This window comes from Microbacterium meiriae (assembly GCF_025143875.1).
Lineage (GTDB): Bacteria > Actinomycetota > Actinomycetes > Actinomycetales > Microbacteriaceae > Microbacterium > Microbacterium meiriae.
Genome location: NZ_JAMBDU010000006.1, coordinates 25,414 through 46,219, shown reverse-complemented (window position 1 = coordinate 46,219; position 20,806 = coordinate 25,414). Strand labels below are relative to the sequence as shown.

Sequence of the window (20,806 nt, the reverse complement as noted above, 5' to 3'; positions counted from 1 at the left end):
ACCCCCGCAAGAAACAAGGAGAGCCTCTTCCTCATGACCGATTCGCTGCTCACCGCGACCCGCGAAGACGACAAGACCGCGACCTGGTGGCGTCAGGCCGCCGTGTACCAGATCTATCCGCGGAGCTTCGCGGACGCCGACGGCGACGGCCTCGGCGACATCCCCGGCATCGTGTCGCGCGCCGACTACCTCGCCGAGCTCGGCATCGACGCGGTGTGGCTGAGCCCGTTCTACCCGTCGGAGCTCGCCGACGGCGGGTACGACGTGGCGGACTACCGGGACGTCGACCCCCGCCTCGGCGCCCTCGACGACTTCGACGCCATGGTCGAGGCGCTGCACGCGCGGGGCATCCGCGTCGTCGTCGACATCGTCCCCAACCACACCTCCGACCAGCACGCCTGGTTCCAGGAGGCGCTGGCTGCCGGCCGCGGCTCGGCCGCCCGGGAGCGCTACATCTTCCGCGAGGGCACCGGTCCCGACGGCGCGGAGCCGCCCACCGACTGGGTCTCGGTCTTCGGCGGCAGCGCCTGGGAGCGCGTCGCGGACGGCCAGTGGTACCTGCACAACTTCGCCGTCGAGCAGCCCGACCTCAACTGGGACCACCCCGAGGTGCGCGAGGACTTCCTCACAACGCTCCGCTTCTGGTCGGACCGCGGCGTGGACGGGTTCCGCATCGATGTGGCCCACATGCTGACGAAGGACCTCACCGAGCCGCTGCCGTCGCGTGCCGAGCTCGACGCGATGGACCGCACCTCCGGCACGCACCCGATGATCGACCGCGACGACGTGCACGAGATCTACGCCCAGTGGCGCGCGGTCTTCAACGAGTACGACCCGCCGCGCACCGCGGTCGCGGAGGCGTGGGTGGAGACCCCGGAGCGCCGCGCGAAGTACGCCTCCGCAGAGGGGCTCGGACAGGCGTTCAACTTCGACCTGCTCGTCGCCGACTTCGACGCGGCGGACTTCCAGCGCATCATCGCCGACAACCTCGCCCAGGCGCAGGCCGCCGGATCCTCGACGACCTGGGTGCTCTCGAACCACGACGTGACCCGGCACGCCACCCGCTACGGCCTGCCGCCGCTGCGCGGACGCGCGGTCAAGCAGGGAACCGAGTGGGTGCGCGCGGGCGGCCCGGAGGAGGGACTCGATCGGGAAGGCGGTCTGCGTCGGGCGCACGCCGCGACGCTGCTGCTGCTCGGCCTGCCCGGCAGCGCCTACCTCTATCAGGGCGAGGAGCTCGGCCTGCACGAGGTCGCGGACATCACCCCCGACCAGCGCCAGGACCCCGGGTTCTTCCGCGGCGCGGACTTCGACGGCCTCGGGCGCGACGGCTGCCGCGTGCCGCTGCCGTGGACGGCGTCCGGTAGCTCATACGGCTTCGGCGCGGCTGGCTCGCACCTGCCGCAGCCTGCCTGGTTCGCGGAGTACGCGGTCGAGGTGGAGGACGCCGATCCCGGCTCGACCCTCAACCTGTACCGCGAGGCGCTGCGTCTCCGGCGACTGCTGCAGACCGGGGAGACGCTCGAGTGGGTCGACACGGGTCGGGAGGACGTGCTGCGGTTCCGCCGCCCGAACGGGTGGGAGGTCGTGACGAACTTCGGCACCGCTCCGTTCGATCTGGGCGCCGCGGCCGACGATGCCGTGCTGTCGACCGTGCCCCTCGACGGCTCCGTGCTGCCGGGCGAGGCCACGGCGTGGATCGCCTCGGGGGCGCTCGCGGACTGACTGCAGAGTCGGGGCGAGGGCACCGGTTTGATAATGGTTCTCATTAGCGTTTAGAGTGGGAATCATGAAGAAGCCCGTCCTCGCCCTCACACTCGCCTCCGTCGCCGCCCTCACGCTGGCCGGATGCTCGACCACCCCGGGCGCGGCAGAGGACGACGGCGCGGTGACGGTCGTCGCGAGCACCAACGTCTACGGCGACATCGCCGCGCAGATCGGCGGGGACCGCGTCGACGTCACCGCGATCATCGACTCGGTCACCCAGGACCCGCACTCCTACGAGGCGAGTGCCCGCGACCGTCTCACGCTGCAGAAGGCCGATCTCGTGGTGGAGAACGGCGGCGGCTACGACGCGTTCATCGACAGCCTCCTGCAGGATGCGCAGGACCCGCACGTCGTCACCGCGGTGGAGTTCTCGCACGACTACCCGGGCAACGAGGGTCACGACGAGGGCGAGGACCACGATCACGACGAGGCGGCGACGGACGAGCCGCACGATCACGAGCACGCCGAGGGCGAGGACGAGCACGCCGGCCACGACCACATCGAGGGCTTCAACGAGCACGTCTGGTTCGACCCGCACACGATGATCCACGTCGTCGAGGCGATCGCCGACGAGCTCACCGAGATCGACCCCGACGGCGCCGACACGTTCCGCACGAACGCGGACGAGCTCGTCGCGGAGCTGGAGGGCTTCGAGGGCGACCTCGAGGCGATCAAGGCGGACGCCGCCGGTGCGACGGTGTTCATGACCGAGCCGTTGCCCGGATACCTGGCCACGGCCGCCGGGCTCACCGACGTCACCCCCGAGGGCTTCGCGGAGTCGGTGGAGGAGGGCAGTGATGTCGCGCCCGCCGTGCTGCTCGAGGCGCTGCAGGTCGTCGGGTCCGGCGATGTGACCGCCGTGCTCACCAACGCCCAGACCGGCGGCGCGGAGACGGAGCGCGTGGAGAAGGCCGCGGAGGACGCCGGGGTGCCCGTGGTCGCGTTCACGGAGCTGCTCGAGGACGGATCGTCGTACTCTGAGTGGATGAGTGACGCGATCCAGAGCCTCGCCGCCGCCGTCCAGTCGTGAGCGGAGCCCGTTCACAGGCGCAGCGACCCGCGAGGGAGACCGGTCCGGTCCTCGAGATCGCCGACGGCGCCCTGCAGCGGGGCGACCGCGAGCTCTGGTCGGGACTCGACCTCACGGTGCAGCCCGGGGAGTTCATCGCCGTGCTCGGCCCATCGGGATCCGGGAAGACGACGCTCCTCCGCAGCATCCTGGGACTCCAGCCCCTCTCGCGCGGCAGCATCCGCGTGGCCGGCGAGCCCGTGCACCGCGGGAACGCCCGCATCGGGTACATCCCTCAGCAGCGCTCGCTCGCTCCCGACACGAGCATGCGCGCCCGTGATCTCGTCGCCCTCGGCGTGCAGGGCAGCCGCTTCGGCTTCCCGGTCCCGCACCGTGGCGACCGGGCGAAGGTCGACGCCCTGCTGGCCGCTGTCGGGGCGACCTCGTACGCGGACCGCCGGGTGGGCCTCCTCTCCGGCGGAGAGCAGCAGCGCCTCCGCGTCGGGCAGGCGCTGGCCGACGAACCCGCGCTGCTCCTCTGCGACGAGCCGCTGTCGAACCTCGACCTCGCCAACCAGGTCGCCGTCACCGACATCATCGATCGGCAGCGTCGGGAGCGCGGAGCCGCCGTGCTCTTCGTCACGCACGACGTCAACCCGATCCTGAACCGCGTCGACCGCATCCTCTACATCGCCGGCGGCCGGTTCCTCCTCGGGACCCCGGAGGAGGTGCTGCAGACCCGGGTGCTGACGGATCTCTACGGCACCCCGGTGTTCGTGCTCCGCGCCGGTGACCGGCTCGTCGTGGTCGGCGTCCCCGATGCGGAGCCGCACCACGACCATGACCACGAGCACGGGGGCGCCGCATGACCGTCGCGTCCGCTCTCGTCCCCATGGTCGGCTGGGACGACATCTTCTCCTTCCAGGACTATGGCGAGCTCGTCGCCCTGCTCGCGAACTCGATCATCGCGGGCGCCGTGCTCGGGCTCGTCGGCGGTCTCATCGGGGTGTTCGTCATGCAGCGCGATCTCGCGTTCGCGGTGCACGGGGTGAGCGAGCTCTCCTTCGCGGGAGCGGCGGCGGCGCTGCTGTTCGGCGGCAGCGTCGTGCTCGGCTCACTCGGCGGAGCCCTCGTGGCGGCGATCCTCATCGGGGTCCTCGGCGCCAAGGCCAGGGACCGCAACTCGATCGTCGGCGTGCTCATGCCGTTCGGCCTCGGTCTCGGCATCCTGTTCCTGTCGCTGTACGACGGCCGCAGCGCCAACCGGTTCAGCCTCCTCACGGGGCAGATCGTGTCGGTCTCGAGTCCCGACCTCGGCTGGCTCGTCGGCATCAGCCTCGTGGTGCTGCTCGGCCTGCTCGTGATGTGGAATCCGCTGCGCTTCGACTCACTCGATCCGGAGTCGGCGGCAGCCCGCGGGGTGCCCACCCGCACCGTGAGCCTGCTGTTCATGGTGCTTCTGGGGCTCATCGTCGCGGTGAGCGTGCACATCATCGGCGCGCTGCTGGTGATGGCGCTCCTGGTGACGCCCGCTGCCGCAGCCATGCGGATCACGGCGGGCCCGGTCGCGGTGCCGGTGCTGGCGGCGCTGTTCGGGTTCGTCTCGGCCGTCGGCGGCATCCTCCTCGCGCTCGCCGGCACCCTGCCCGTCAGCCCCTACATCACGACCCTGTCCTTCACGATCTACGTCGTGTGCTGGATCGTGCAGCGCGTCCGTTCCCGGGTCACCCGCGTCTGACCTCCTTCGAGTCGCGCACTTCGCTCCATTTCGGTCGCAGATGCCGCCAATCGGGCGACTCGAATCCGCGGTGGGGGCGCTCCCAGCCCTCGCCGATCCCGGCGGCCTAGAATCGATGGCATGGCTCAGCGGAACACCTGGCAGCGCGAACGCGTGCGCGAAGCGCTCGCCGACGCGCGCGGTTTCGTGAGCGCACAGAGCCTGCACGCGACGCTCCGCGACGACAACACGGGGATCGGCCTGGCCACTGTATACCGCGCCCTCGCCGGACTCGCGGCGGCCGGAGATGCCGACTCGCTGCAGAGCCCCGAGGGGGAGGCGCTCTACCGGGCGTGCACCACCCAGGGCCACCACCACCACCTCATCTGCCGGTCCTGCGGCCTCACGGTCGAGATCGAGGCGAAGGACGTGGAGCAGTGGGCGCACCGCACGGCCGCCCTGCACGGCTTCACCGAGGCCGCGCACGTGGTCGACATCTTCGGACTGTGCACCCCCTGCGCGAACAAGCGCGACGCCGAGAGGACTGCGACAGCGTGACCGCCCCGGCACGAACGGCCACCCGTCCGGGCCACACGCACCGTCGAGCGCCCTCGCCGCGCTCGACGTGGATCGCCGTCGGCATCGGCGTCGTGATCGTCGCGGCGCTGTTCCTCATCGACGCCTTCCTCCCCACCCTCTTCCCCGCCTCGCTGCCCACCCGCGCGCAGGACGGTCTGACACTCGCTCTCAGCGTGCTGATCGAGGCGCTGCCGTTCGTGGTGCTCGGCGTGCTGCTGTCGATCGTGGTGCAGGTCTGGCTCCCGGCGGACGTCATCCACCGCTGGCTCCCGCGCCGCGCCTGGGCCCGCCGCGCCGTGCTCTCCCTGCTCGGCATGCTCATCCCGGTCTGCGAGTGCGGGAACGTCCCGTTCGCCCGCGGACTCATGATGCGCGGACTCGCCCCCGCGGAAGCGCTGACCTTCCTCATCGCGGCGCCGATCGTGAACCCGATCGTGATCCTCACGACGCACGCCGCGTTCGGATGGGACGGCGGCATCCTCGTCGCCCGCCTCGTCGGTGGCTACCTCATCGCGAACCTCATCGGCTGGATCTACAGCCGCCACCCCTCGCCGGAGTCGCTGCTCACCCAGCGCTTCGTCGACACGTGCGAGCGCGTGACCCACGAGCCGGGAACTCCCGTGCGCCGCAGCCTCACGCAGTTCCTCGTCGAGCTGCGGGCCGTGATGCCGGCGCTCGTGATCGGCTCCGCGCTGGCGGGGGCCGTGCAGGTCCTCATCCCGCGCGACGTCCTGCTCACGATCGGCGCCAACCCCGTGCTGTCCATCGTCGCGATGATGCTGCTCGCGATCGTCGTGGCGATCTGCTCCAATGTCGACGCCTTCTTCGCGCTGTCGTTCGCGTCGACCTTCTCCTCGGGGGCCCTCGTGGCGTTCCTCCTGGTCGGGCCGCTCGTCGACATCAAGATGCTGGCGCTGATGCGCACGACCTTCACCACCCGGACGCTCGTCGGGATCACCGCTGTCGTGCTGGCGTCGGCCTTCGCGATCGGGATCGGGGTGAACGTCCTTGCCTGAGCTCTCCGTCCGCACGCGCGCCCTCGCGACCCGGTGGCTGGGGATCGGTCTGGCCTCCGTCGTCGCCGTCGTCACCCTCGGCCTCGCGGTGACCGACCGCCTCAGCCTCTACATCAGCCCGGAGTCGGTGTGGTTCGCATCGGCTGCCGCCGTGGTCACTCTCGCCGGAGCCGTCTGGTCGTGCACGCTGCCCCTGGGCGCGGAGGAGGATCACGGGCACGACCACGGTCCCTCCTCCGCCCGATCTGCGGAGTCGGAGCACTCCTCCGCTGAGGAGAGCGAGCGCCCCTCCGTCCCGTCGCGCCGGACCCTCGCCGGGGTCGGTGCTCTGGCCGGCGGTGTGGTGGCGACGGGGGTCGTCGTCTCCGCACTCGTCCTGCCTCCCGCCTCGCTCTCGGTCGAGCTCGCGATGTCGCGCGCCGGGGAGGAGACCGCACTGTTCGCCGGCGCCGACACGGTCGCCCTCGGGGTCGCGGACACGTCGACGTTCGGCGTGGGCGACTGGGCGAGCGTCTTCGCCGCCGCGACGAACACCACGGCCTACGACGGGGCCGACGTCACGTTGCAGGGCTTCGTCACGCCGGGCGACGGCGACGGCGTCAACCTCACCCGGCTCGTGATCACCCACTGCGTCATCGACGCCCAGACGGCGGCGCTGCCGGTGAGCGTCGACGCGGACGCGTACAAGACCGGACAATGGGTCGAGATCACCGGGACCGTCCGTGCGGATGAGAACGGCTCCCTGCACATCGAGCCGACCGATGTCGTGGCGATCGACGAGCCGAAGGACCCGTATGAGTACTGACGACGAGCGGCCGGAGCCGCCCGCCGTCCCGCGGACCCGCGCCGAGCTGCGCGCTGCCAGGGAAGCGGAGGAGCGCGCCGCCGAGGAGCAGACGGCCGCAGAGCGCGCGGCCACCGAGCAGGCTGAAGCGGAGCAGGTCGCGGCGGAACGTGCGGCCGTGGAGCGGATGGCCGCCGAGGTCGCCGCCGAGCAGGCCGCCGTCGATCGCGAAGCTGCGGCGGAGCGTGAGGCGGCAGAGCGCGAGGCGGCGGAGCGTGAGGCGGCGGAGCGTGAGGCGGCGGAGCGCGCTGCTCCCGATGCGGCCGCCGGCGTCCCCGCGATCCCGCAGGCGCCCGAGCCGGTGTTCACCCCCGCGGGGCCGGCGTCCACCCCCGCGGCGAGCAGCGAACCGGGAGATGCATCGGATCCGGGCTGGACGCCGACCACCGACCTCCCCGCCGACGACGATGCGCCTCCGCCCGCGCCGTGGTCCCGCCGCCGCTTCCTCGTCACGATCGGTGCCGTGGTCGGAGTGCTCGTGCTCGTCGGCACCGGACTCGGAATCGTCAGCCTGCTCCAGGGCCCCCGGGTGACCGATGTGCAGGTCGACGCCGCCCAGGCCATCGAATCCTCAGGGAGCCGCGTCATCCTCACGGCGAATCAGCCGCTCTCCGCCATCGACCCCGAGCAGGTCACGGTCGAGCCGTCCGTGCCGTTCACGGTCGATGCCGCCGGTCGGGGCGTCGGCGTGCGCTTCACGGTGCCCCTCGACGACGACACGACCTACACGGTGACCGTCTCCGACGTGACGGGTGCGGGAGGAGGACCGGCCGCCGATCTGACGACATCCTTCGAGACCCAGGCGTCGTCGATCTTCCTCCTGCGCCGCGACCCCGACGGCGACGACATCATCTTCCGCACCGACCTGAGCGGCGAGAACGCGCAGCCGGTGTTCTCCCACCCGCGGATCGACGACTTCCGGGCCACGTCCACGCAGCTCGTGGCCGCGGTCGAGGATGACGACCAGTCGCGGCTGCTCGTGATGGACAGGGACGGCTCCGACCAGCGCGAGCTCCCCCTCCCCGGAGAAGGCTACGTGGGCGCGATCCAGGTGTCCGAACGGGGCAACCTCGTCGGCTACAGCTACTCCGATCGCGAGCTCAGCGACACCGAGGGGCGCGCGAGCGTGCTCGTCACCCAGTCGCTGAGCGGCGACGACGAGCCCCGCATCACCGAGGTCGGAGACAAGCAGGTGAGCGTCTTCGTGTGGCAGTTCGTGCCGGACAGTGCCGCCGTCCTGTTCATCGACTTCGACGGAGCGCTCTCCCTCGTGGACCAGTCGGCCGACACCGGCGTGCAGTCCCTCGGTCTCGCCACGACGATCCAGGGCATCTCCCGCGGCACCTACACCGCGATCGTCGAGCGACTGGACGGATCGGTGGTGGAGCTCGACCTGGCGGACGGATCGGAGGAGCCGCTCGCCGCGTCGGAGCCGGACTACGGCACCGCGACCTCCATCACGCCGTTCCCCGGCGGAACGCTGCGTCACGTCGTCGCCAGGGACGAGGGCGGCCTCCCGGTGGGACAGGCCGTCATCCGCGTCGACGACTCCGGCGCGGCCACGCCGCTGGTCGAGGTGAGTTCGGCCGACTCGATCCTCCAGGCCTGTGCGTCGCCGAGCGGGCAGTACGCCGCGGTGGTGATCGCGCCGGACATGGCGGACAACGCCTACGACGGGATGCTGCTGCCGCTGCCGGAGAAGCTCGAGACGCACCTCATCGACATGAAGACCGGGGACGAGATCGTCGCACTGACCGGTTTCGACGCGTCCTGGTGCCAGACGGCGCCGCGGTTCTGACATGACGGGGCCCCTGGCGCTGCGGCGCGCGACCCGCGACGACGTGATGCGCTCCGCCGTGGAGGTCGCGCCGACGCTCCTCGGCGCGGAGCTGCGGACCGTGGTCGTCGAGGACGGTCGCCCGGTGGAGGTGCGCGTGCGGATCACCGAGGTGGAGGCCTATCACGGGCAGGGCACCGGAGCGCTGGCGGACCCGGGGTCCCACGCCCGCATGGGCCGCACCGCCCGGAACGCCACGATGTGGGGCGAGCCGGGCCATCTCTACGTGTACCTGAGTCACGGCATCCACTCCTGCGTCAACGTGGCCTGCGGTCCCGAGGGGCAGGGTGACGGGGTGCTGCTGCGCGCGGGGGAGATCGTGACCGGGGTGGAGGAGGCGGCCCGGCGACGGCGTGCGGTCCTCCCGCTCGGCCGCACCGCTCGGCGGGACCTCGCGCGTGGGCCCGGACGGCTCGGACAGGCCGCGGGACTGCGGCACTCCCTGCACGACGGCATCGACGCCATCACCGGCGAGGAGCGGAACGGCGCCAGGGCGGAGTTGTGGCTCGGCCCTCCCGTGGTCGACGTGGCCCAGGGCCCGCGGGTGGGGGTGGCGGGCATCGCCGGCACGGACGCGTTCCCTTGGCGCTTCTGGATCCCCAGCGACCCCACGGTGTCCGCGTTCCGGTGGGGCCGGGGCGCCGCCGACGCTTCGAGTCGCGCGAATGGCGGCGTTTCGGGCTGAGATGGGGCCATTCAGGCGATTCGAGCAGCTGCTCGGAGCCGTGCTAGACTGACTCTTCGTCTGCGCACGCTCCTGTGCGCAGTTCGTGTGCTCCCCCTTCTTCCGCCGAGAGATCGGCATGCGGGGCGGCGTGCAGACAAGGGATCTTGGGTGAGGCCGTCCGGTCTCACGGTAATGAAGGAGTCATCATCATGGCAGCAGTGTGCCAGGTGACCGGAGCTGTTCCCGGCTTCGGTCACAACGTCTCGCACTCGCACCGCCGGACGAAGCGTCGCTTCGACCCGAACGTGCAGAAGAAGACCTATTTCGTGCCCTCGCTCGGTCGTAAGATCACGCTCAACGTGTCCGCCAAGGGCATCAAGGTGATCGACGTGCGCGGCATCGAGAACGTCGTCAAGGACCTCCAGGCGAAGGGTGTGAAGCTCTAATGGCCAAGAAGGCTCAGGACGTCCGTCCGATCATCAAGCTGCGTTCGACGGCGGGTACGGGTTACACGTACGTGACCAAGAAGAACCGCCGCAACACCCCCGACCGCCTCGTGCTCAAGAAGTACGACCCGGTCATCCGTCAGCACGTCGAATTCCGAGAGGAGCGTTGATCCATGGCTAAGAAGAGCAAGATCGCGCGCAACGAGCAGCGCAAGGTCATCGTCGAGCGCTACGCCGAGCGTCGTGCCGAGCTGAAGAAGACCCTGGTCGACCCGAACGCCACCGACGAGGCCCGCGAGGCCGCCCGCGTCGGCCTGCAGAAGCTGCCGCGCAACGCGTCGCCGGCTCGCGTGCGTTCGCGCGACGTCATCGACGGCCGCCCCCGTGGTGTCCTCACGAAGTTCGGCATCTCGCGTGTCCGCTTCCGTGACATGGCGCACCGTGGCGAGCTGCCCGGCGTGACCAAGTCGAGCTGGTAAGCACCCAGCGAGAAGGGGCGGGGATCTTCGGATCCTCGCCCCTTTTGCATGCCCGGGAACGCAGGCGATCACGCCGGATCAGGCGCGTATGCCAGGGAGTGCCTGATGCCGCGCGGCGGCCTGAACGCGCGAGCGTGCGGCCGAAAACCTGTGGCACGAGTGGCCAATGTGACGCGACACGCCGGGAAATAGGTCGAAACCCGCGAAATGACGCGGAAATCCGGGTCGCCGTTGGTACATTCGAGGCGGTCACACGACCAACGGGGAGCACCCGCTCCTCGTACCCACACACACGATGCGACGGTCCTTCGTCGCTGGAGGATGACATGGCTGACAAGTCCATCACCAAGACCGAGCTCGTCGCGAGCATCGCTTCCGCCACCGGCCAGAGCCAGGCCACCGTCTCCGGTGTCCTCGACTCGCTGTTCGCCACGGTCTCCGACGCCGTCGCCAAGGGCAGCAAGGTCTCCATCCCGGGCTGGATCTCGTTCGAGCAGGTCGACACGGCCGCCCGCACGGGCCGCAACCCGCAGACCGGCGCCGAGATCAAGATCCCGGCCGGCAAGCGCGTCAAGGTGACCGCCGGCTCCAAGCTCAAGGCTGCCGTCAAGTAAGACCGCACCCGTTCGAAGGTCGCCCCCGCTTCGGGGGCGGCCTTCGTGCGTTCTCCCTGCTGCGCGCGCCTAGGCTGGAGGGGTGAGTTCCCGCACCGAGACGCCGCGCCCGACGTCGGCGTACCGTCTCGCCGGCATCGTGATCCTCCTCGTCGCAGCCGGAGCCGCTCTGGTCTGGGCGCTTCTGGTCGGGGGAGGGGCGAACCCGCCGCTGCTGCAGGATCCAGGGCCGGTGGTGCTGTGGGGCACGCCCTTGGCGAAGCTCGTGATGAACATCGCCGGCGCCGTCATGCTCGGCTCCCTCGTGCTGGCGCTCTTCGGACTGCAGGCGGGGGAGCGCACCTTCGACACGGCCCTGAACATCGCGTCCATCGGCGCCGCCGTCTTCACCGTCTCCGCCGGGCTCGCCGGGTTCTTCTCCTTCATGGCCGCCTTCAACCCGCAGCTCAGCATCGAGCGCGAGTTCGGTTCGCAGCTCGGCCGCTTCCTGCTCGAGCTCCCGCTGGGGCAGTCGTGGCTGATCACAACGATCCTGGGCGCCGTCATCACGGTGCTCGCGTTCGCCTGGCGCACCTGGACACCCACGCTGCTCACCGCCCTGCTGGCCGCGGTGTCTTTCCTGCCGCTGGCGACCCAGGGGCACGCGGGGGACCTCGACGGACACAACATGGCCGTCAACTCGATCCTCCTGCACACCATCGGCGCGGCGGCGTGGCTCGGCGGGCTGCTCCTTCTCGTGCTGTTGCGCGGGCAGCAGGGGCTCGACCTCCCCCGGCTCGTCGGCCGCTACTCGTCCCTGGCGATCGCGGCCTTCGCGGTCGTCGCCTTCTCCGGCTTCACGCGGTCGATCGTGGCCGTCGGGAGCTGGGAGGCCGTGTGGACGACCCCCTACGGACTCATCGTCGTCGTCAAGGCCGTCCTGCTCGTCGGCATGGGACTGCTCGGCGCCTGGTACCGCACGCGGCTGATCCCGAAGCTGAGCGGCGCCCGCGCCTCCCGGTGGTTCTGGGCTCTGGTCCTCGGCGAGGTGGCGCTCATGGGCCTCGCCTCCGGCGCGGCGGCCGCGCTCGCTCGCACGCCCCCGCCGACCGGAGAGGTCGCCGCGTTCGCGCAGACCCCCGCGCAGATCCTCACCGGCTCGCTGCTGCCGCCGGAGCTCACTCTGGAGCGCTGGTTCACGGCCTGGGACATCGACGTGCTGTGGCTCGTCGCGGCGGGCTTCGGACTCTTCTTCTACCTCGCAGGGGTGCGCCGACTCCGGGTGCGCGGCGATCGCTGGCCGATCCACCGCACCGTGTTCTGGGTGCTCGGTCTGCTCCTGCTGGTGTGGGTGACCGGCGGACCCATCAACGCGTACCAGGAGTACCTCTTCAGCGTGCACATGCTGGGGCACATGATGCTCTCGATGGCGATCCCGCTGCTCCTCGTCTCCGGCGCGCCGATCACCCTCGCGCTGCGCGCCATCCACAAGCGCGACGACGGCACCCGCGGTGGTCGCGAATGGATCATGTGGGCCGTCCACTCGCCGTTCGCGAGGGTCGTGACGCACCCGATCGTGGCGGCGGCGATCTTCATCCTGTCCCTCTGGGCGTTCTACTTCACCGACCTGGTGCGCTGGTCGATGTTCGAGCACCTCGGGCACGAGTGGATGGTCGCCCACTTCCTGATCTCTGGGTACCTCTTCGTGATGAGTCTGATCGGCGCCGACCCGGTGCCGTATCGCCTGCCGTACCCCGGCCGGCTCATCACCCTCATCGCCGTGATGGCCATGCACGCGTTCTTCGGCATGGCGATCATGATGCAGGAGGGGCTCATGGTCGCCGACTGGTTCGGTGCGATGGGCCGCGACTGGGGCGCCGACCCGATGACCGACCAGTACGTGGGCGGGGGCATCGCGTGGTCGATCGGGGAGATCCCGACGCTCATCCTCGCGATCACCGTCGCCATCCAGTGGAGCCGGAGCGACACCAAGCTCCAGCGTCGCCGCGATCGGCATGCCGATCGCACCGGCGATGCCGAGCTGGAGGAGTACAACGCGCGGCTCGCCGACCTCGCGGCCCGGGATCAGCGCGCGGCGGAGCGCCAGGGCCGCTGACCGGGCACCGGTCTCACTTCACGGGATCGTCCGGGGAGCCGACGCGGATCGATGCCGAGCCGTCCGGGAGGATGGCGATGGAGCCGTTGACCCGGAAGGGCACGTCTTCGGAGACCGGCTCCACGGAGCCGTCGAAGAGCGACTGGATCTCGACCTCGACGTGCGCCACGGCGTCGGTGGCCGGGATCTGCCAGTGACCGTCGTCGGACGGCGCGACCATGATCTCGGGCTGCTGGGCGATGGACCACTTCGGCGGCGCGGCGATCCTGTTCTCGACGCGCAGGCCGAACGGGCACGCGGTGGGCTGCAGCACCTCCTGCGTGGTGCACGCGGTGAGGAACTCCTCGACGCGCTCCTGGACCACGTCGACGAACTCCTCCGTCGGCTCGGTCTGCACATCGAGAGGGGTCACAGCGAGCGGCTCGTCGGCGAGCACGCCGTGCCCGGTGGACTCCGCGATCGCGGTGTCAACCGTCACGGAGTAGAGCCCGGGGGTGAAGACGAGCAGCGGGAGAGGCTCCAGGGGCAGCGCCGCGGGCCCGGCGGCGGAGACCTGGCGGCGGTCGACCTCGAACCCGTTCACGGAGAACCGGTCGGCTCCGCGCACCGTGAGCTCGACGACGGCGAGGGGGCTGGTCGTGAACCGCCAGTTCGGTGTGACGCCGGCCCAGCCGTCCTGCGCGACGTGGAACGTGGTGGTGCCGGAGTGGCCGCCGGCGCGGTAGCTGACGGTCACCGCGGTGCCGTCGCCGGAGGGCTCCTCGGATTCGACCTCGACGTCGCTGAGCGGACCGAGGGCGGAGCGGCGCAGCATCGCCTCGGACGCGGCGGGGTCGATCCCGGCGTCATCGAGGGTCTCCCGGTCGATAGCGACACCGGGAACGCGGAGGGCATCGGCGGCTCGCCCCTCGGAGAGCAGGTCGAGATAGCGGACCACGAACGCCGACGGGCCGTAGAACTGCCGGTAGAGCGTCGCGCCGCCCGCGCCGATCGCGGCCAGCAGGAGGACGCCGATGAGGCCCAGGATCGCCAGATCGGCGCCCAGGCGCGACCGCCGGGGCGCGCGCGTCCCGGCCCGCTCCATGCCGGTCAGTCTAGGAGGGCGTCCTGGGGGGACGCCGAGCGTCGGCGGCCCCGTCCCGGACGGGGCACGTAGCATGGGGGAGCGCCCCGTGTCCGCCCCGTCAGCCCTGTGAGAACCGTGTCCCTTCCCGCCCTGTCCGAGGAGCAGCAGGAGCTGTTCCGGCTCATCGAGGACACCAGCGAGCACGTGTTCATCACGGGACGCGCCGGCACCGGGAAGTCCACGCTGCTGCAGCACTTCGCCTGGAACACGAAGAAGCAGATCGCGATCTGCGCTCCCACGGGCGTCGCAGCGTTGAACGTGGAGGGGCAGACGATCCACTCCCTGTTCCGCCTCCCGATCGGCCTCATCGGGGACGGCGACATCGATCAGAACGATGCGACCCGACGCATCCTCAACGCGATCGAGACCCTCGTCATCGATGAGATCTCCATGGTCAACGCCGACCTCATGGACGCCATCGATCGGTCGCTGCGGCAGGCGAGAGGGCGGCGGGGAGAGCCCTTCGGCGGTGTGCAGGTCGTCATGTTCGGCGACCCCTATCAGCTCGCTCCGGTCCCGCCCCGGGGCGATGAGGCTCGGTACGTGAAGGATCACTACCGGTCGTTCTGGTTCTTCGACGCGAAGGTGTGGGCGGGCCCGTCGACAGGCTCAGGGGCCCAAGGAGCCCAGGGGGCGTTGTTCGAGGTGGACACCCGGGCGGAGCTGCACGTGCGGGAGCTCGTGCAGATCCACCGCCAGTCGGACGACGGCTTCAAGTCCATGCTCAACGCCGTCCGCTATGGACGGGTGACGGCGGAGATCGCCGGGATCCTCAACGCTCAGGGCGCGCGCACCCCGCCGGAGCCCGAGCCCGGCGAGGTGCCGATGATCACCCTCGCCACCCGCAACGACATCGTGAACAGCATCAACAGCCGGCATCTCGCCGCGCTGCCCGGCAAGGAGCAGACCGCGCGGGCGGAGGTCAACGGCGACTTCGGCCGCGGCGAGGCCTCTCTCCCCGCCGAATCCGAGCTCAAGCTCAAGGTGGGGGCGCAGGTGATGTTCCTGCGCAACGACACCGCGATGACCGGAGAGCCGCCGCGCTGGGTCAACGGCACCATCGGGACGGTGACCCGCATCCTCGGCGGGACCGTGCGGGTGGAGATCGACGGCGAGGAGGTCGACGTCGAGCCGGCCGTCTGGGAGCGGTTCCGGTACGCCTACGACCCCAACACGAAGAAGCTCTCCCGGGACGTCGTCGCCGAGTTCACGCAGTTCCCGCTGCGGCTCGCGTGGGCCGTGACGATCCACAAGTCCCAGGGCAAGACCTACGATCGCGCCGTGATCGACCTGGGCTCCGGGGCCTTCGCGCCGGGGCAGACCTACGTCGCGCTGAGCCGGCTCACGTCGCTCGACGGGCTGTACCTCTCCCGTCCGTTGCGGCCGAGCGACATCCGCGTGGATGAGGACGTGCGCCGGTTCATGCGCGATGCGTGGCTGGCGGCCTCGACGCCGGAGCTGCCGAGGACCTGAGGTCGCTGCCGGGTCAGGCGGCGGCGCGGGCGCGGTCGAGGTCTTCGAAGAGCTCGGTGTTGAAGCGGTACGCCAGCAGCACCTCGTCGATGACGCGCTCGCGCTCCGCCTCGTCCCACGGAGCGGCGTCGAGCTGCTCGCGATAGACGTCCTTGAAGGCGGAGGGGTCGGCGATGTCGTCGAACAGGTAGAAGCCGATGCCGTTGGTCTCGAAGCCGAAGCGCCGCGCCATCACCCGCCCGATGAAGATGCCGCCGGAGAGATCGCCGAGGTACCGGGTGTAGTGGTGCGCCACGAACCCGCCCGCCCACGTCGCGCCCACCTGACGGATGCGGTCGACGTAGCGCTGCGTGGTGGGCAGGGGTGCGATCCGCTCGCGCCACTCGGGGCCGAGGAGGAAGGCGAGATCGGCTTCGAGCGCGGGGAGGCGCGTGAGCTTGTCGCTGAGGAACACGGAGGCCACCGGGTCCTGACGCATCCGCTCTCCCGCGCCTTCGAGGGCGTCGTAGATGAAGTAGTGCTGCGCGACCAGGGCGATGTAGTCCTCGCGCGACCCTTCGCCCTTGAGTAGATCGGACATGAAGCCGGCGGTCTCGCTGCGGGAGTGCGAGCCGGAGGAGCGCTCGCGGAGGGCGGCGGAGAAGGACAGGATCTCGGGCATGGCTTCAGTGTAAGGGCAGCCTAACCTTGGGCGGAAGCCCGAACTGTGCGGGACGACTCAGTCGTGCGGACGCGGTTCGATGCCCAGGCGCGCGCAGGCCGCGTCGTACAGGGCCACGACCTCGCGGCGCACCTCTCGGCGCTCGGTGATCGGACCGCCGGGCCACGGGACGCGGAGCTCCGACGTCGAGCCACCGCGGGAGATCTCCCAGACCCCGACCTGCCCGTCGAAGCCGGTCATCACCGCCCCGTCGATCGCCTCCGCGCACGGTTCGGCGAAGGCGCGGGCGATGAGGAGGTTGTCGTCCGTGTGGTCGCCGTTCATGTGGCGGAGGACGGCGGCGATCACGTCGGCATCGAAATCATGGGGCACAGGGACACCCTACGACGCCACGCGGGGCCGACTTTCAGCATCCGCGTTCTAGACTCAGGGGACACGTCTTCGGGGGTTCCCACACATGCAGCTTCTCTCGTCGCGCCGGTGGCGCGCCGCAGCGGCCACGGCGGCCGTTCTCGGTCTCGTCCTCACCGGATGCTCCTCCGAGGGCTCCTTCAGCTATACGCCACCCCCGCAGGTCGACGCCACGCTTCCCGACGACACGGTCGCGGCGCTGCAGGGCGCGGTCGACAACGCGCTCGCGGCCTCCGGGGCCAGCGGGGCGATCGTCGGGGTCTGGGTGCCGTGGAGCGGCACCTGGGTCGCCGCCACGGGCACGCAGGACAAGGCGGACGGCGGCGAGCTCTCCACCGACATGTCGTTCCGCATCGCCGACATCACCCGGTTGATGACCTGCGACGTCCTCTACGCGCTCGCCGACGAGGGCACCGTGGAGCTCGACGCGAAGGTGCCGGAGTACGTCTCGGGCGTCGCCGACATGGCCGATGTCACTCTCCTCGATCTGTGCAACGGAACCAGTGGCGCCGGTTCGTCCGAGGCGACGGTCAAGAGCGCGTGGCTGAACACGCCGGAGCGGGTCTGGGCGCCCCTCGAGCTCGCGGGTTACGGTCTCGGCCGCGCGCGCGTCGCTCCGCAGACCACGTTCCGCGACTCCGACGCCGGATACCTTCTCCTCGGCCTCGCGTTGGAGCGCGCCTCGGGGATGAGCGCGCGCGAACTGATCGCCGAGTACGTCACCGAGCCGCTGGAGCTCGCCGACACCTCGCTGCCGTCGCCCGCTGCGGCACCGCCGTCGGAGGGGGCGTCGCTCAGCGGACACTACATGGGAGCCGTCGAGGGCGGTTTCACCTGCGCCGCGCCCGTCGACATCACGACGATGTCCTCCAGCACCGGCTTCACCGATTCGGGTGTGGTGTCGACGATCACCGACCTCGGGCGGTACATGCAGGCTGAGGCCAAGCAGGTGCTGCGCACGAAGGACGAGCCGGACCGCTTCGCGTCGCCGCTCCCCGCGTACGACAAGGCACCATCGTGGTACCAGGCGACCGGTGGCGCCTACATCGTCGGTTCTATGATCGGTCAGCACGGCTGGACTCCCGGCTACGCGACGGCGGCGTACTCCGACCCGACGACCGGCTTCACGGTGGCCGTGGTGCTGAACGACTCCACGGGCGGTGCGCGCTTCGCCCAGCAACTCTCCTGGGAGCTGGCGGCGATCGCCTCCAAGGCTCCCGCGGCGGCCGGGGAGACGGCTCCGGAGTTCGGTCTTCCCTATACGGCCGAGCAGTATCACACGGCGATCGCGAACGCCGCGCTCGCGTGCGTCCCTCCGGCCGGCTGAGCGCGTCTTCGACGAGCAGGAGGTCCGCATGGCGATCGTCGACAACGCCGTCTACGTCGATGGCGTGCGCACCGAGAACCCGCAGAGCCTGAACGACACGTTCGAGCGGATCCGCGAACGACGGGGCATGGGGTGGATCGGTCTGTATCGGCCGAGCCCCGAGGAGATCCGCGCCGTGGCTGACGAGTTCGGCATCCACGAGCTGGTCGTGGAGGACGCGCTCTCCGGTCACCAGCGCGCCAAGCTGGAGCGGTACGGCGACGTGCTGTTCATGGTCCTCCGCCCCGCCCGCTATCTCGACGAGCGCGAGGAGGTCGAGTTCGGCGAGGTGCACGTGCTGGTAGGACCCGACTTCGTCGTGACGATCCGTCATGCGGAGTCGCCGGACCTCGGCCGCGTGCGTCGCCGGCTCGAGGCCGATCCCGCTCTGCTCGCCCACGGCCCTGAGGCGGTGCTCTACGCGATCCTCGACGAGGTCGTCGACGAGTACTCCCCGGTCCTCGCCGGACTCGAGAACGACATCGACGAGATCGAGGGTCAGCTCTTCGAGGAGGACGCGGACGCGACCCAGCGGATCTACGACCTCGGTCGCGAGGTGATCGACTTCCAGCGGGCGACGCAGCCGCTGACCGGCATGCTCGAGGCGCTGCTCCGCGGATCCGAGAAGTACCGCGTGAGCGAGGAGCTCCAGCGGTACCTGCGGGACGTCCTCGACCACACCCTGCGCGTGAGCGACAAGGCGACGACCTTCCGCTCCGTCCTCGACAACGCCCTCACGGTCGAGTCGACCATCGTCGCGCGACGCCAGAACGACGAGATGCGACGGATGACGGAACTCAGCATCCGCCAGAACGATGAGGTGAAGAAGATCTCCGGCTGGGCGGCGATCCTCTTCGCTCCGACGCTCGTCGGCACCGTCTACGGCATGAACTTCGACCACATGCCGGAGCTGCACTGGGCACTCGGGTACCCTATGGCGGTGCTGCTCATGGTGGCGATGGGCGTCGGGCTCTACGCGGCGTTCAAGCGCAAGGGCTGGCTGTAGCGCCCGACGGCGCCGGATCAGTCCTCGCCGTCGGCCTCCGGCATGCCAGGACCGGGGCCCGGGCGCACCTCCGCGTCGTCGCGGATGTCGATGCGCGTGTTGCCGTCGTGCTCCGAGACGTCCACGCGCGGCGCGGCGTCGGCCTCCGTGGCATCGGGAGCGGAGGTCAGCTGGTCGTGACGGTTCTCCTCGAACGTCTCGTCAGCGGCGTTGTCAGGCGTGCTCATGGCTCTCCTTCGTGTCGGCGGTCTTCGATCGATTGCGGGTCCATCGGGCGACAGCGTAGAGCACCCCGCCGACGGCGAGGAGGATGGCGCCGAACAGCCACACCTGCGGACGCTGCTGGGTGAGCAGCAGGATGCAGGACGCGATGCCCAGCACCGGGACGAACGTCCACACGCGGAAGTGGTCGTGCTCGACCTTGTCGCGGCGCAGGACCAGCACCGAGATGTTCACGCTCAGGAAGACGACGAGCAGCAGCAGCACGACGGTCTCGGCGAGGGTCGCGAGGTCTCCGACCAGCGTGAGGCCCATCGCCACGAGCGTCGTGGTCAGGATCGCGACCCACGGGGTCTTCCGCTTCGGCAGGACGCGCCCGAGCACCGACGGCAGGAGGTTCTGCTCCGCCATGCCGTAGGTGAGGCGGCTGACCATGATCATCGTGAGCAGCGCACCGTTGGCGACTGCGATGAGGGCGATGAGGCTGAACAGCCAGGACGGGACGCTGACCCCGGTGGCCTCGACGACCGCGAGCAGCGGACCGCTGGACTCCTGCAGTTCGGACGCCGGCAGGGCGACGGCGCTGGCGATGCCGACGAGTACATACACGACGCCCGCGGTGAGGAGTGCTCCGAACAGCGCGCGGGGATAGGTCCGCCGCGGGTCCTTGACCTCTTCGATCATGTTGGCGGAGGTCTCGAAGCCGACGAAGGAGTAGTACGCGATCACCGCGCCGGAGAGCACCGCCAGCGCGACGTTCGCCCCCTCCGGCACCTGCGTCGCCCGGGACAGGTCGCCGCCCCCGCCGCCGACGAACACCGCCACGACGACGATCACGATGACGAGGCCGCTGAGCTCGATCGCCGTCATCACGAGGTTCGCGCCCATCGACTCGCGGATGCCGCGGGCGTTGAGCAGGCCGACGATCGCGAGGAAGACGATCGCGACCGGGATGGTCGGCAGGTCGATGAAGGTGCTGAGGTAGTCGCCGGCGAAGGCGATGGCGAGACCGGCCGCGCTGGTCACACCCGCCGCGAGCATGCTGAAGCCGACGAGGAAGGAGACCAGCGGGCTGTGGAACGCGCGCTCGGCGAAGACCGCGGCGCCGCCGGCGCGCGGATACTTGGTGACGAGTTCCGCATACGAGCCGGCGGTGAGCATGGCGAGAAGGAGGGCGAGGACGAGCGGTGCCCAGAGCAGACCGCCCACGTCCTCCGACAGCACGCCCATGAGCGCATAGATCCCCGCGCCCAGGACGTCACCGAGGATGAACGCGAACAGGAGGGGGCCGGTGATGGCGCGGCGCAGCCGGGTGGGTGTCTCGGCGCGCGGCTCGGTCTGGGCGGTCATCCTTGCACGGTACGGCCCGGAAGCCGGTGGGGGCGACGGGCTTGACAGTCCCGCCGCCAATGAGCCAGCACAGGACGACCTCGCGCTATCCTCAGTGCCGCAAGGCGGGTCGTCGCCCGGACCG

Annotated in this window: 22 protein-coding genes; 17 read left to right on the top strand and 5 right to left on the bottom strand. The window is 70.4% G+C overall.

Going from position 1 to position 20,806, the window contains the following annotated elements:
* Positions 1-33: 33 nt before the first annotated feature.
* The 14 genes from M4D53_RS05605 (at position 34) to M4D53_RS05540 (ending at position 13,070) form a co-directional block, all read left to right on the top strand.
* On the top strand, positions 34-1,725 hold the full coding sequence (locus tag M4D53_RS05605; protein ID WP_259952556.1) for a glycoside hydrolase family 13 protein: 1,692 nt from the start codon (positions 34-36) through the stop codon (positions 1,723-1,725).
* 64 nt (positions 1,726-1,789) lie between these two features.
* Entirely contained in the window at positions 1,790-2,797 is a 1,008-nt protein-coding gene (locus M4D53_RS05600) for a metal ABC transporter substrate-binding protein (protein WP_259952555.1), read from the top strand.
* Positions 2,794-3,645 (top strand): metal ABC transporter ATP-binding protein, encoded by an 852-nt coding sequence (locus M4D53_RS05595; protein WP_085605185.1) that lies wholly within the window; start codon positions 2,794-2,796, stop codon positions 3,643-3,645. Before M4D53_RS05600 ends, M4D53_RS05595 begins: the two co-directional genes overlap by 4 nt.
* The gene (locus M4D53_RS05590; RefSeq protein WP_370428264.1) at positions 3,642-4,514 is read left to right on the top strand and encodes a metal ABC transporter permease; all 873 of its coding nucleotides are present in this window, start codon (positions 3,642-3,644) and stop codon (positions 4,512-4,514) included. Before M4D53_RS05595 ends, M4D53_RS05590 begins: the two co-directional genes overlap by 4 nt.
* Positions 4,515-4,634: 120 nt before the next feature.
* Positions 4,635-5,051, top strand: coding sequence for a Fur family transcriptional regulator (locus tag M4D53_RS05585; protein WP_187662687.1), 417 nt, complete (start codon positions 4,635-4,637; stop codon positions 5,049-5,051).
* Entirely contained in the window at positions 5,048-6,088 is a 1,041-nt protein-coding gene (locus tag M4D53_RS05580; protein ID WP_187662686.1) for a permease, read from the top strand. The genes M4D53_RS05585 and M4D53_RS05580 overlap by 4 nt, the downstream gene beginning before the upstream one ends.
* Positions 6,081-6,893: a TIGR03943 family putative permease subunit gene (locus M4D53_RS05575; protein WP_187662685.1), complete on the top strand. Its 813-nt coding sequence runs from the start codon at positions 6,081-6,083 to the stop codon at positions 6,891-6,893. The genes M4D53_RS05580 and M4D53_RS05575 overlap by 8 nt, the downstream gene beginning before the upstream one ends.
* Positions 6,883-8,730: an Ig-like domain-containing domain gene (locus M4D53_RS05570; protein ID WP_259952552.1), complete on the top strand. Its 1,848-nt coding sequence runs from the start codon at positions 6,883-6,885 to the stop codon at positions 8,728-8,730. The genes M4D53_RS05575 and M4D53_RS05570 overlap by 11 nt, the downstream gene beginning before the upstream one ends.
* A 1-nt stretch (position 8,731) precedes the next feature.
* Positions 8,732-9,454: a DNA-3-methyladenine glycosylase gene (locus M4D53_RS05565; protein WP_259952550.1), complete on the top strand. Its 723-nt coding sequence runs from the start codon at positions 8,732-8,734 to the stop codon at positions 9,452-9,454.
* A 191-nt stretch (positions 9,455-9,645) separates the two neighbouring features.
* On the top strand, positions 9,646-9,882 hold the full coding sequence (gene rpmB / locus M4D53_RS05560) for a 50S ribosomal protein L28 (RefSeq protein WP_017203559.1): 237 nt from the start codon (positions 9,646-9,648) through the stop codon (positions 9,880-9,882).
* Positions 9,882-10,052, top strand: a complete 171-nt coding sequence (gene rpmG / locus M4D53_RS05555; RefSeq protein WP_017203558.1) for a 50S ribosomal protein L33 — start codon at positions 9,882-9,884, stop codon at positions 10,050-10,052. Before rpmB ends, rpmG begins: the two co-directional genes overlap by 1 nt.
* A 3-nt stretch (positions 10,053-10,055) precedes the next feature.
* The gene (rpsN, locus tag M4D53_RS05550; protein ID WP_017829734.1) at positions 10,056-10,361 is read left to right on the top strand and encodes a 30S ribosomal protein S14; all 306 of its coding nucleotides are present in this window, start codon (positions 10,056-10,058) and stop codon (positions 10,359-10,361) included.
* Between the two features lie 326 nt (positions 10,362-10,687).
* Positions 10,688-10,975, top strand: a complete 288-nt coding sequence (locus M4D53_RS05545; RefSeq protein ID WP_017203554.1) for an HU family DNA-binding protein — start codon at positions 10,688-10,690, stop codon at positions 10,973-10,975.
* Positions 10,976-11,057: 82 nt separating this feature from the next.
* Positions 11,058-13,070, top strand: coding sequence for a bifunctional copper resistance protein CopD/cytochrome c oxidase assembly protein (locus M4D53_RS05540; protein WP_232089123.1), 2,013 nt, complete (start codon positions 11,058-11,060; stop codon positions 13,068-13,070).
* 13 nt (positions 13,071-13,083) lie between these two features.
* On the opposite strand, the gene M4D53_RS05535 is transcribed toward M4D53_RS05540, so the two are convergent.
* Positions 13,084-14,154, bottom strand: coding sequence for a hypothetical protein (locus M4D53_RS05535; protein ID WP_187662683.1), 1,071 nt, complete (start codon positions 14,152-14,154; stop codon positions 13,084-13,086).
* Between the two features lie 117 nt (positions 14,155-14,271).
* On the opposite strand from M4D53_RS05535, the gene M4D53_RS05530 reads away from it, so the two are divergent.
* On the top strand, positions 14,272-15,669 hold the full coding sequence (locus M4D53_RS05530) for an ATP-dependent DNA helicase (RefSeq protein WP_259952533.1): 1,398 nt from the start codon (positions 14,272-14,274) through the stop codon (positions 15,667-15,669).
* Positions 15,670-15,682: 13 nt separating this feature from the next.
* Here the strand turns inward: M4D53_RS05530 and M4D53_RS05525 are convergent, their stop codons facing one another.
* Together M4D53_RS05525 and M4D53_RS05520 are read right to left on the bottom strand one after the other, a co-directional pair.
* Positions 15,683-16,330 (bottom strand): biliverdin-producing heme oxygenase, encoded by a 648-nt coding sequence (locus M4D53_RS05525; RefSeq protein ID WP_060922936.1) that lies wholly within the window; start codon positions 16,328-16,330, stop codon positions 15,683-15,685.
* Positions 16,331-16,387: 57 nt separating this feature from the next.
* Positions 16,388-16,702, bottom strand: coding sequence for a DUF2470 domain-containing protein (locus M4D53_RS05520; RefSeq protein ID WP_259952531.1), 315 nt, complete (start codon positions 16,700-16,702; stop codon positions 16,388-16,390).
* Between the two features lie 85 nt (positions 16,703-16,787).
* Here M4D53_RS05520 and M4D53_RS05515 point away from each other — a divergent pair, with 85 nt between their 5' ends.
* Positions 16,788-18,068, top strand: coding sequence for a serine hydrolase domain-containing protein (locus tag M4D53_RS05515; protein ID WP_187662681.1), 1,281 nt, complete (start codon positions 16,788-16,790; stop codon positions 18,066-18,068).
* A 28-nt stretch (positions 18,069-18,096) separates the two neighbouring features.
* The gene (corA, locus tag M4D53_RS05510; protein ID WP_187662680.1) at positions 18,097-19,113 is read left to right on the top strand and encodes a magnesium/cobalt transporter CorA; all 1,017 of its coding nucleotides are present in this window, start codon (positions 18,097-18,099) and stop codon (positions 19,111-19,113) included.
* 17 nt (positions 19,114-19,130) lie between these two features.
* On the opposite strand, the gene M4D53_RS05505 is transcribed toward corA, so the two are convergent.
* Both M4D53_RS05505 and M4D53_RS05500 read right to left on the bottom strand, forming a co-directional pair.
* Positions 19,131-19,340: a multidrug transporter gene (locus tag M4D53_RS05505; RefSeq protein ID WP_259952527.1), complete on the bottom strand. Its 210-nt coding sequence runs from the start codon at positions 19,338-19,340 to the stop codon at positions 19,131-19,133.
* Positions 19,327-20,682: an APC family permease gene (locus M4D53_RS05500; protein WP_187662678.1), complete on the bottom strand. Its 1,356-nt coding sequence runs from the start codon at positions 20,680-20,682 to the stop codon at positions 19,327-19,329. The genes M4D53_RS05505 and M4D53_RS05500 overlap by 14 nt, the downstream gene beginning before the upstream one ends.
* Between the last annotated feature and the right edge of the window lie 124 nt (positions 20,683-20,806).

Excerpts from the sequence above, each read along its gene's own strand:
- M4D53_RS05515 (WP_187662681.1), top strand. The coding sequence starts at position 16,788 with ATGCAGCTTCTCTCGTCGCGCCGGTGGCGCGCCGCAGCGGCCACGGCG.
- rpsN (WP_017829734.1), top strand. The coding sequence starts at position 10,056 with ATGGCTAAGAAGAGCAAGATCGCGCGCAACGAGCAGCGCAAGGTCATC.
- rpmG (WP_017203558.1), top strand. The coding sequence starts at position 9,882 with ATGGCCAAGAAGGCTCAGGACGTCCGTCCGATCATCAAGCTGCGTTCG.
- rpmB (WP_017203559.1), top strand. The coding sequence starts at position 9,646 with ATGGCAGCAGTGTGCCAGGTGACCGGAGCTGTTCCCGGCTTCGGTCAC.
- M4D53_RS05535 (WP_187662683.1), bottom strand. The coding sequence starts at position 14,154 with ATGGAGCGGGCCGGGACGCGCGCGCCCCGGCGGTCGCGCCTGGGCGCC.
- M4D53_RS05500 (WP_187662678.1), bottom strand. The coding sequence starts at position 20,682 with ATGACCGCCCAGACCGAGCCGCGCGCCGAGACACCCACCCGGCTGCGC.
- M4D53_RS05565 (WP_259952550.1), top strand. The coding sequence starts at position 8,732 with ATGACGGGGCCCCTGGCGCTGCGGCGCGCGACCCGCGACGACGTGATG.
- M4D53_RS05590 (WP_370428264.1), top strand. The coding sequence starts at position 3,642 with ATGACCGTCGCGTCCGCTCTCGTCCCCATGGTCGGCTGGGACGACATC.
- M4D53_RS05570 (WP_259952552.1), top strand. The coding sequence starts at position 6,883 with ATGAGTACTGACGACGAGCGGCCGGAGCCGCCCGCCGTCCCGCGGACC.
- M4D53_RS05600 (WP_259952555.1), top strand. The coding sequence starts at position 1,790 with ATGAAGAAGCCCGTCCTCGCCCTCACACTCGCCTCCGTCGCCGCCCTC.
- M4D53_RS05605 (WP_259952556.1), top strand. The coding sequence starts at position 34 with ATGACCGATTCGCTGCTCACCGCGACCCGCGAAGACGACAAGACCGCG.
- M4D53_RS05585 (WP_187662687.1), top strand. The coding sequence starts at position 4,635 with ATGGCTCAGCGGAACACCTGGCAGCGCGAACGCGTGCGCGAAGCGCTC.
- M4D53_RS05525 (WP_060922936.1), bottom strand. The coding sequence starts at position 16,330 with ATGCCCGAGATCCTGTCCTTCTCCGCCGCCCTCCGCGAGCGCTCCTCC.
- corA (WP_187662680.1), top strand. The coding sequence starts at position 18,097 with ATGGCGATCGTCGACAACGCCGTCTACGTCGATGGCGTGCGCACCGAG.
- M4D53_RS05545 (WP_017203554.1), top strand. The coding sequence starts at position 10,688 with ATGGCTGACAAGTCCATCACCAAGACCGAGCTCGTCGCGAGCATCGCT.
- M4D53_RS05505 (WP_259952527.1), bottom strand. The coding sequence starts at position 19,340 with ATGAGCACGCCTGACAACGCCGCTGACGAGACGTTCGAGGAGAACCGT.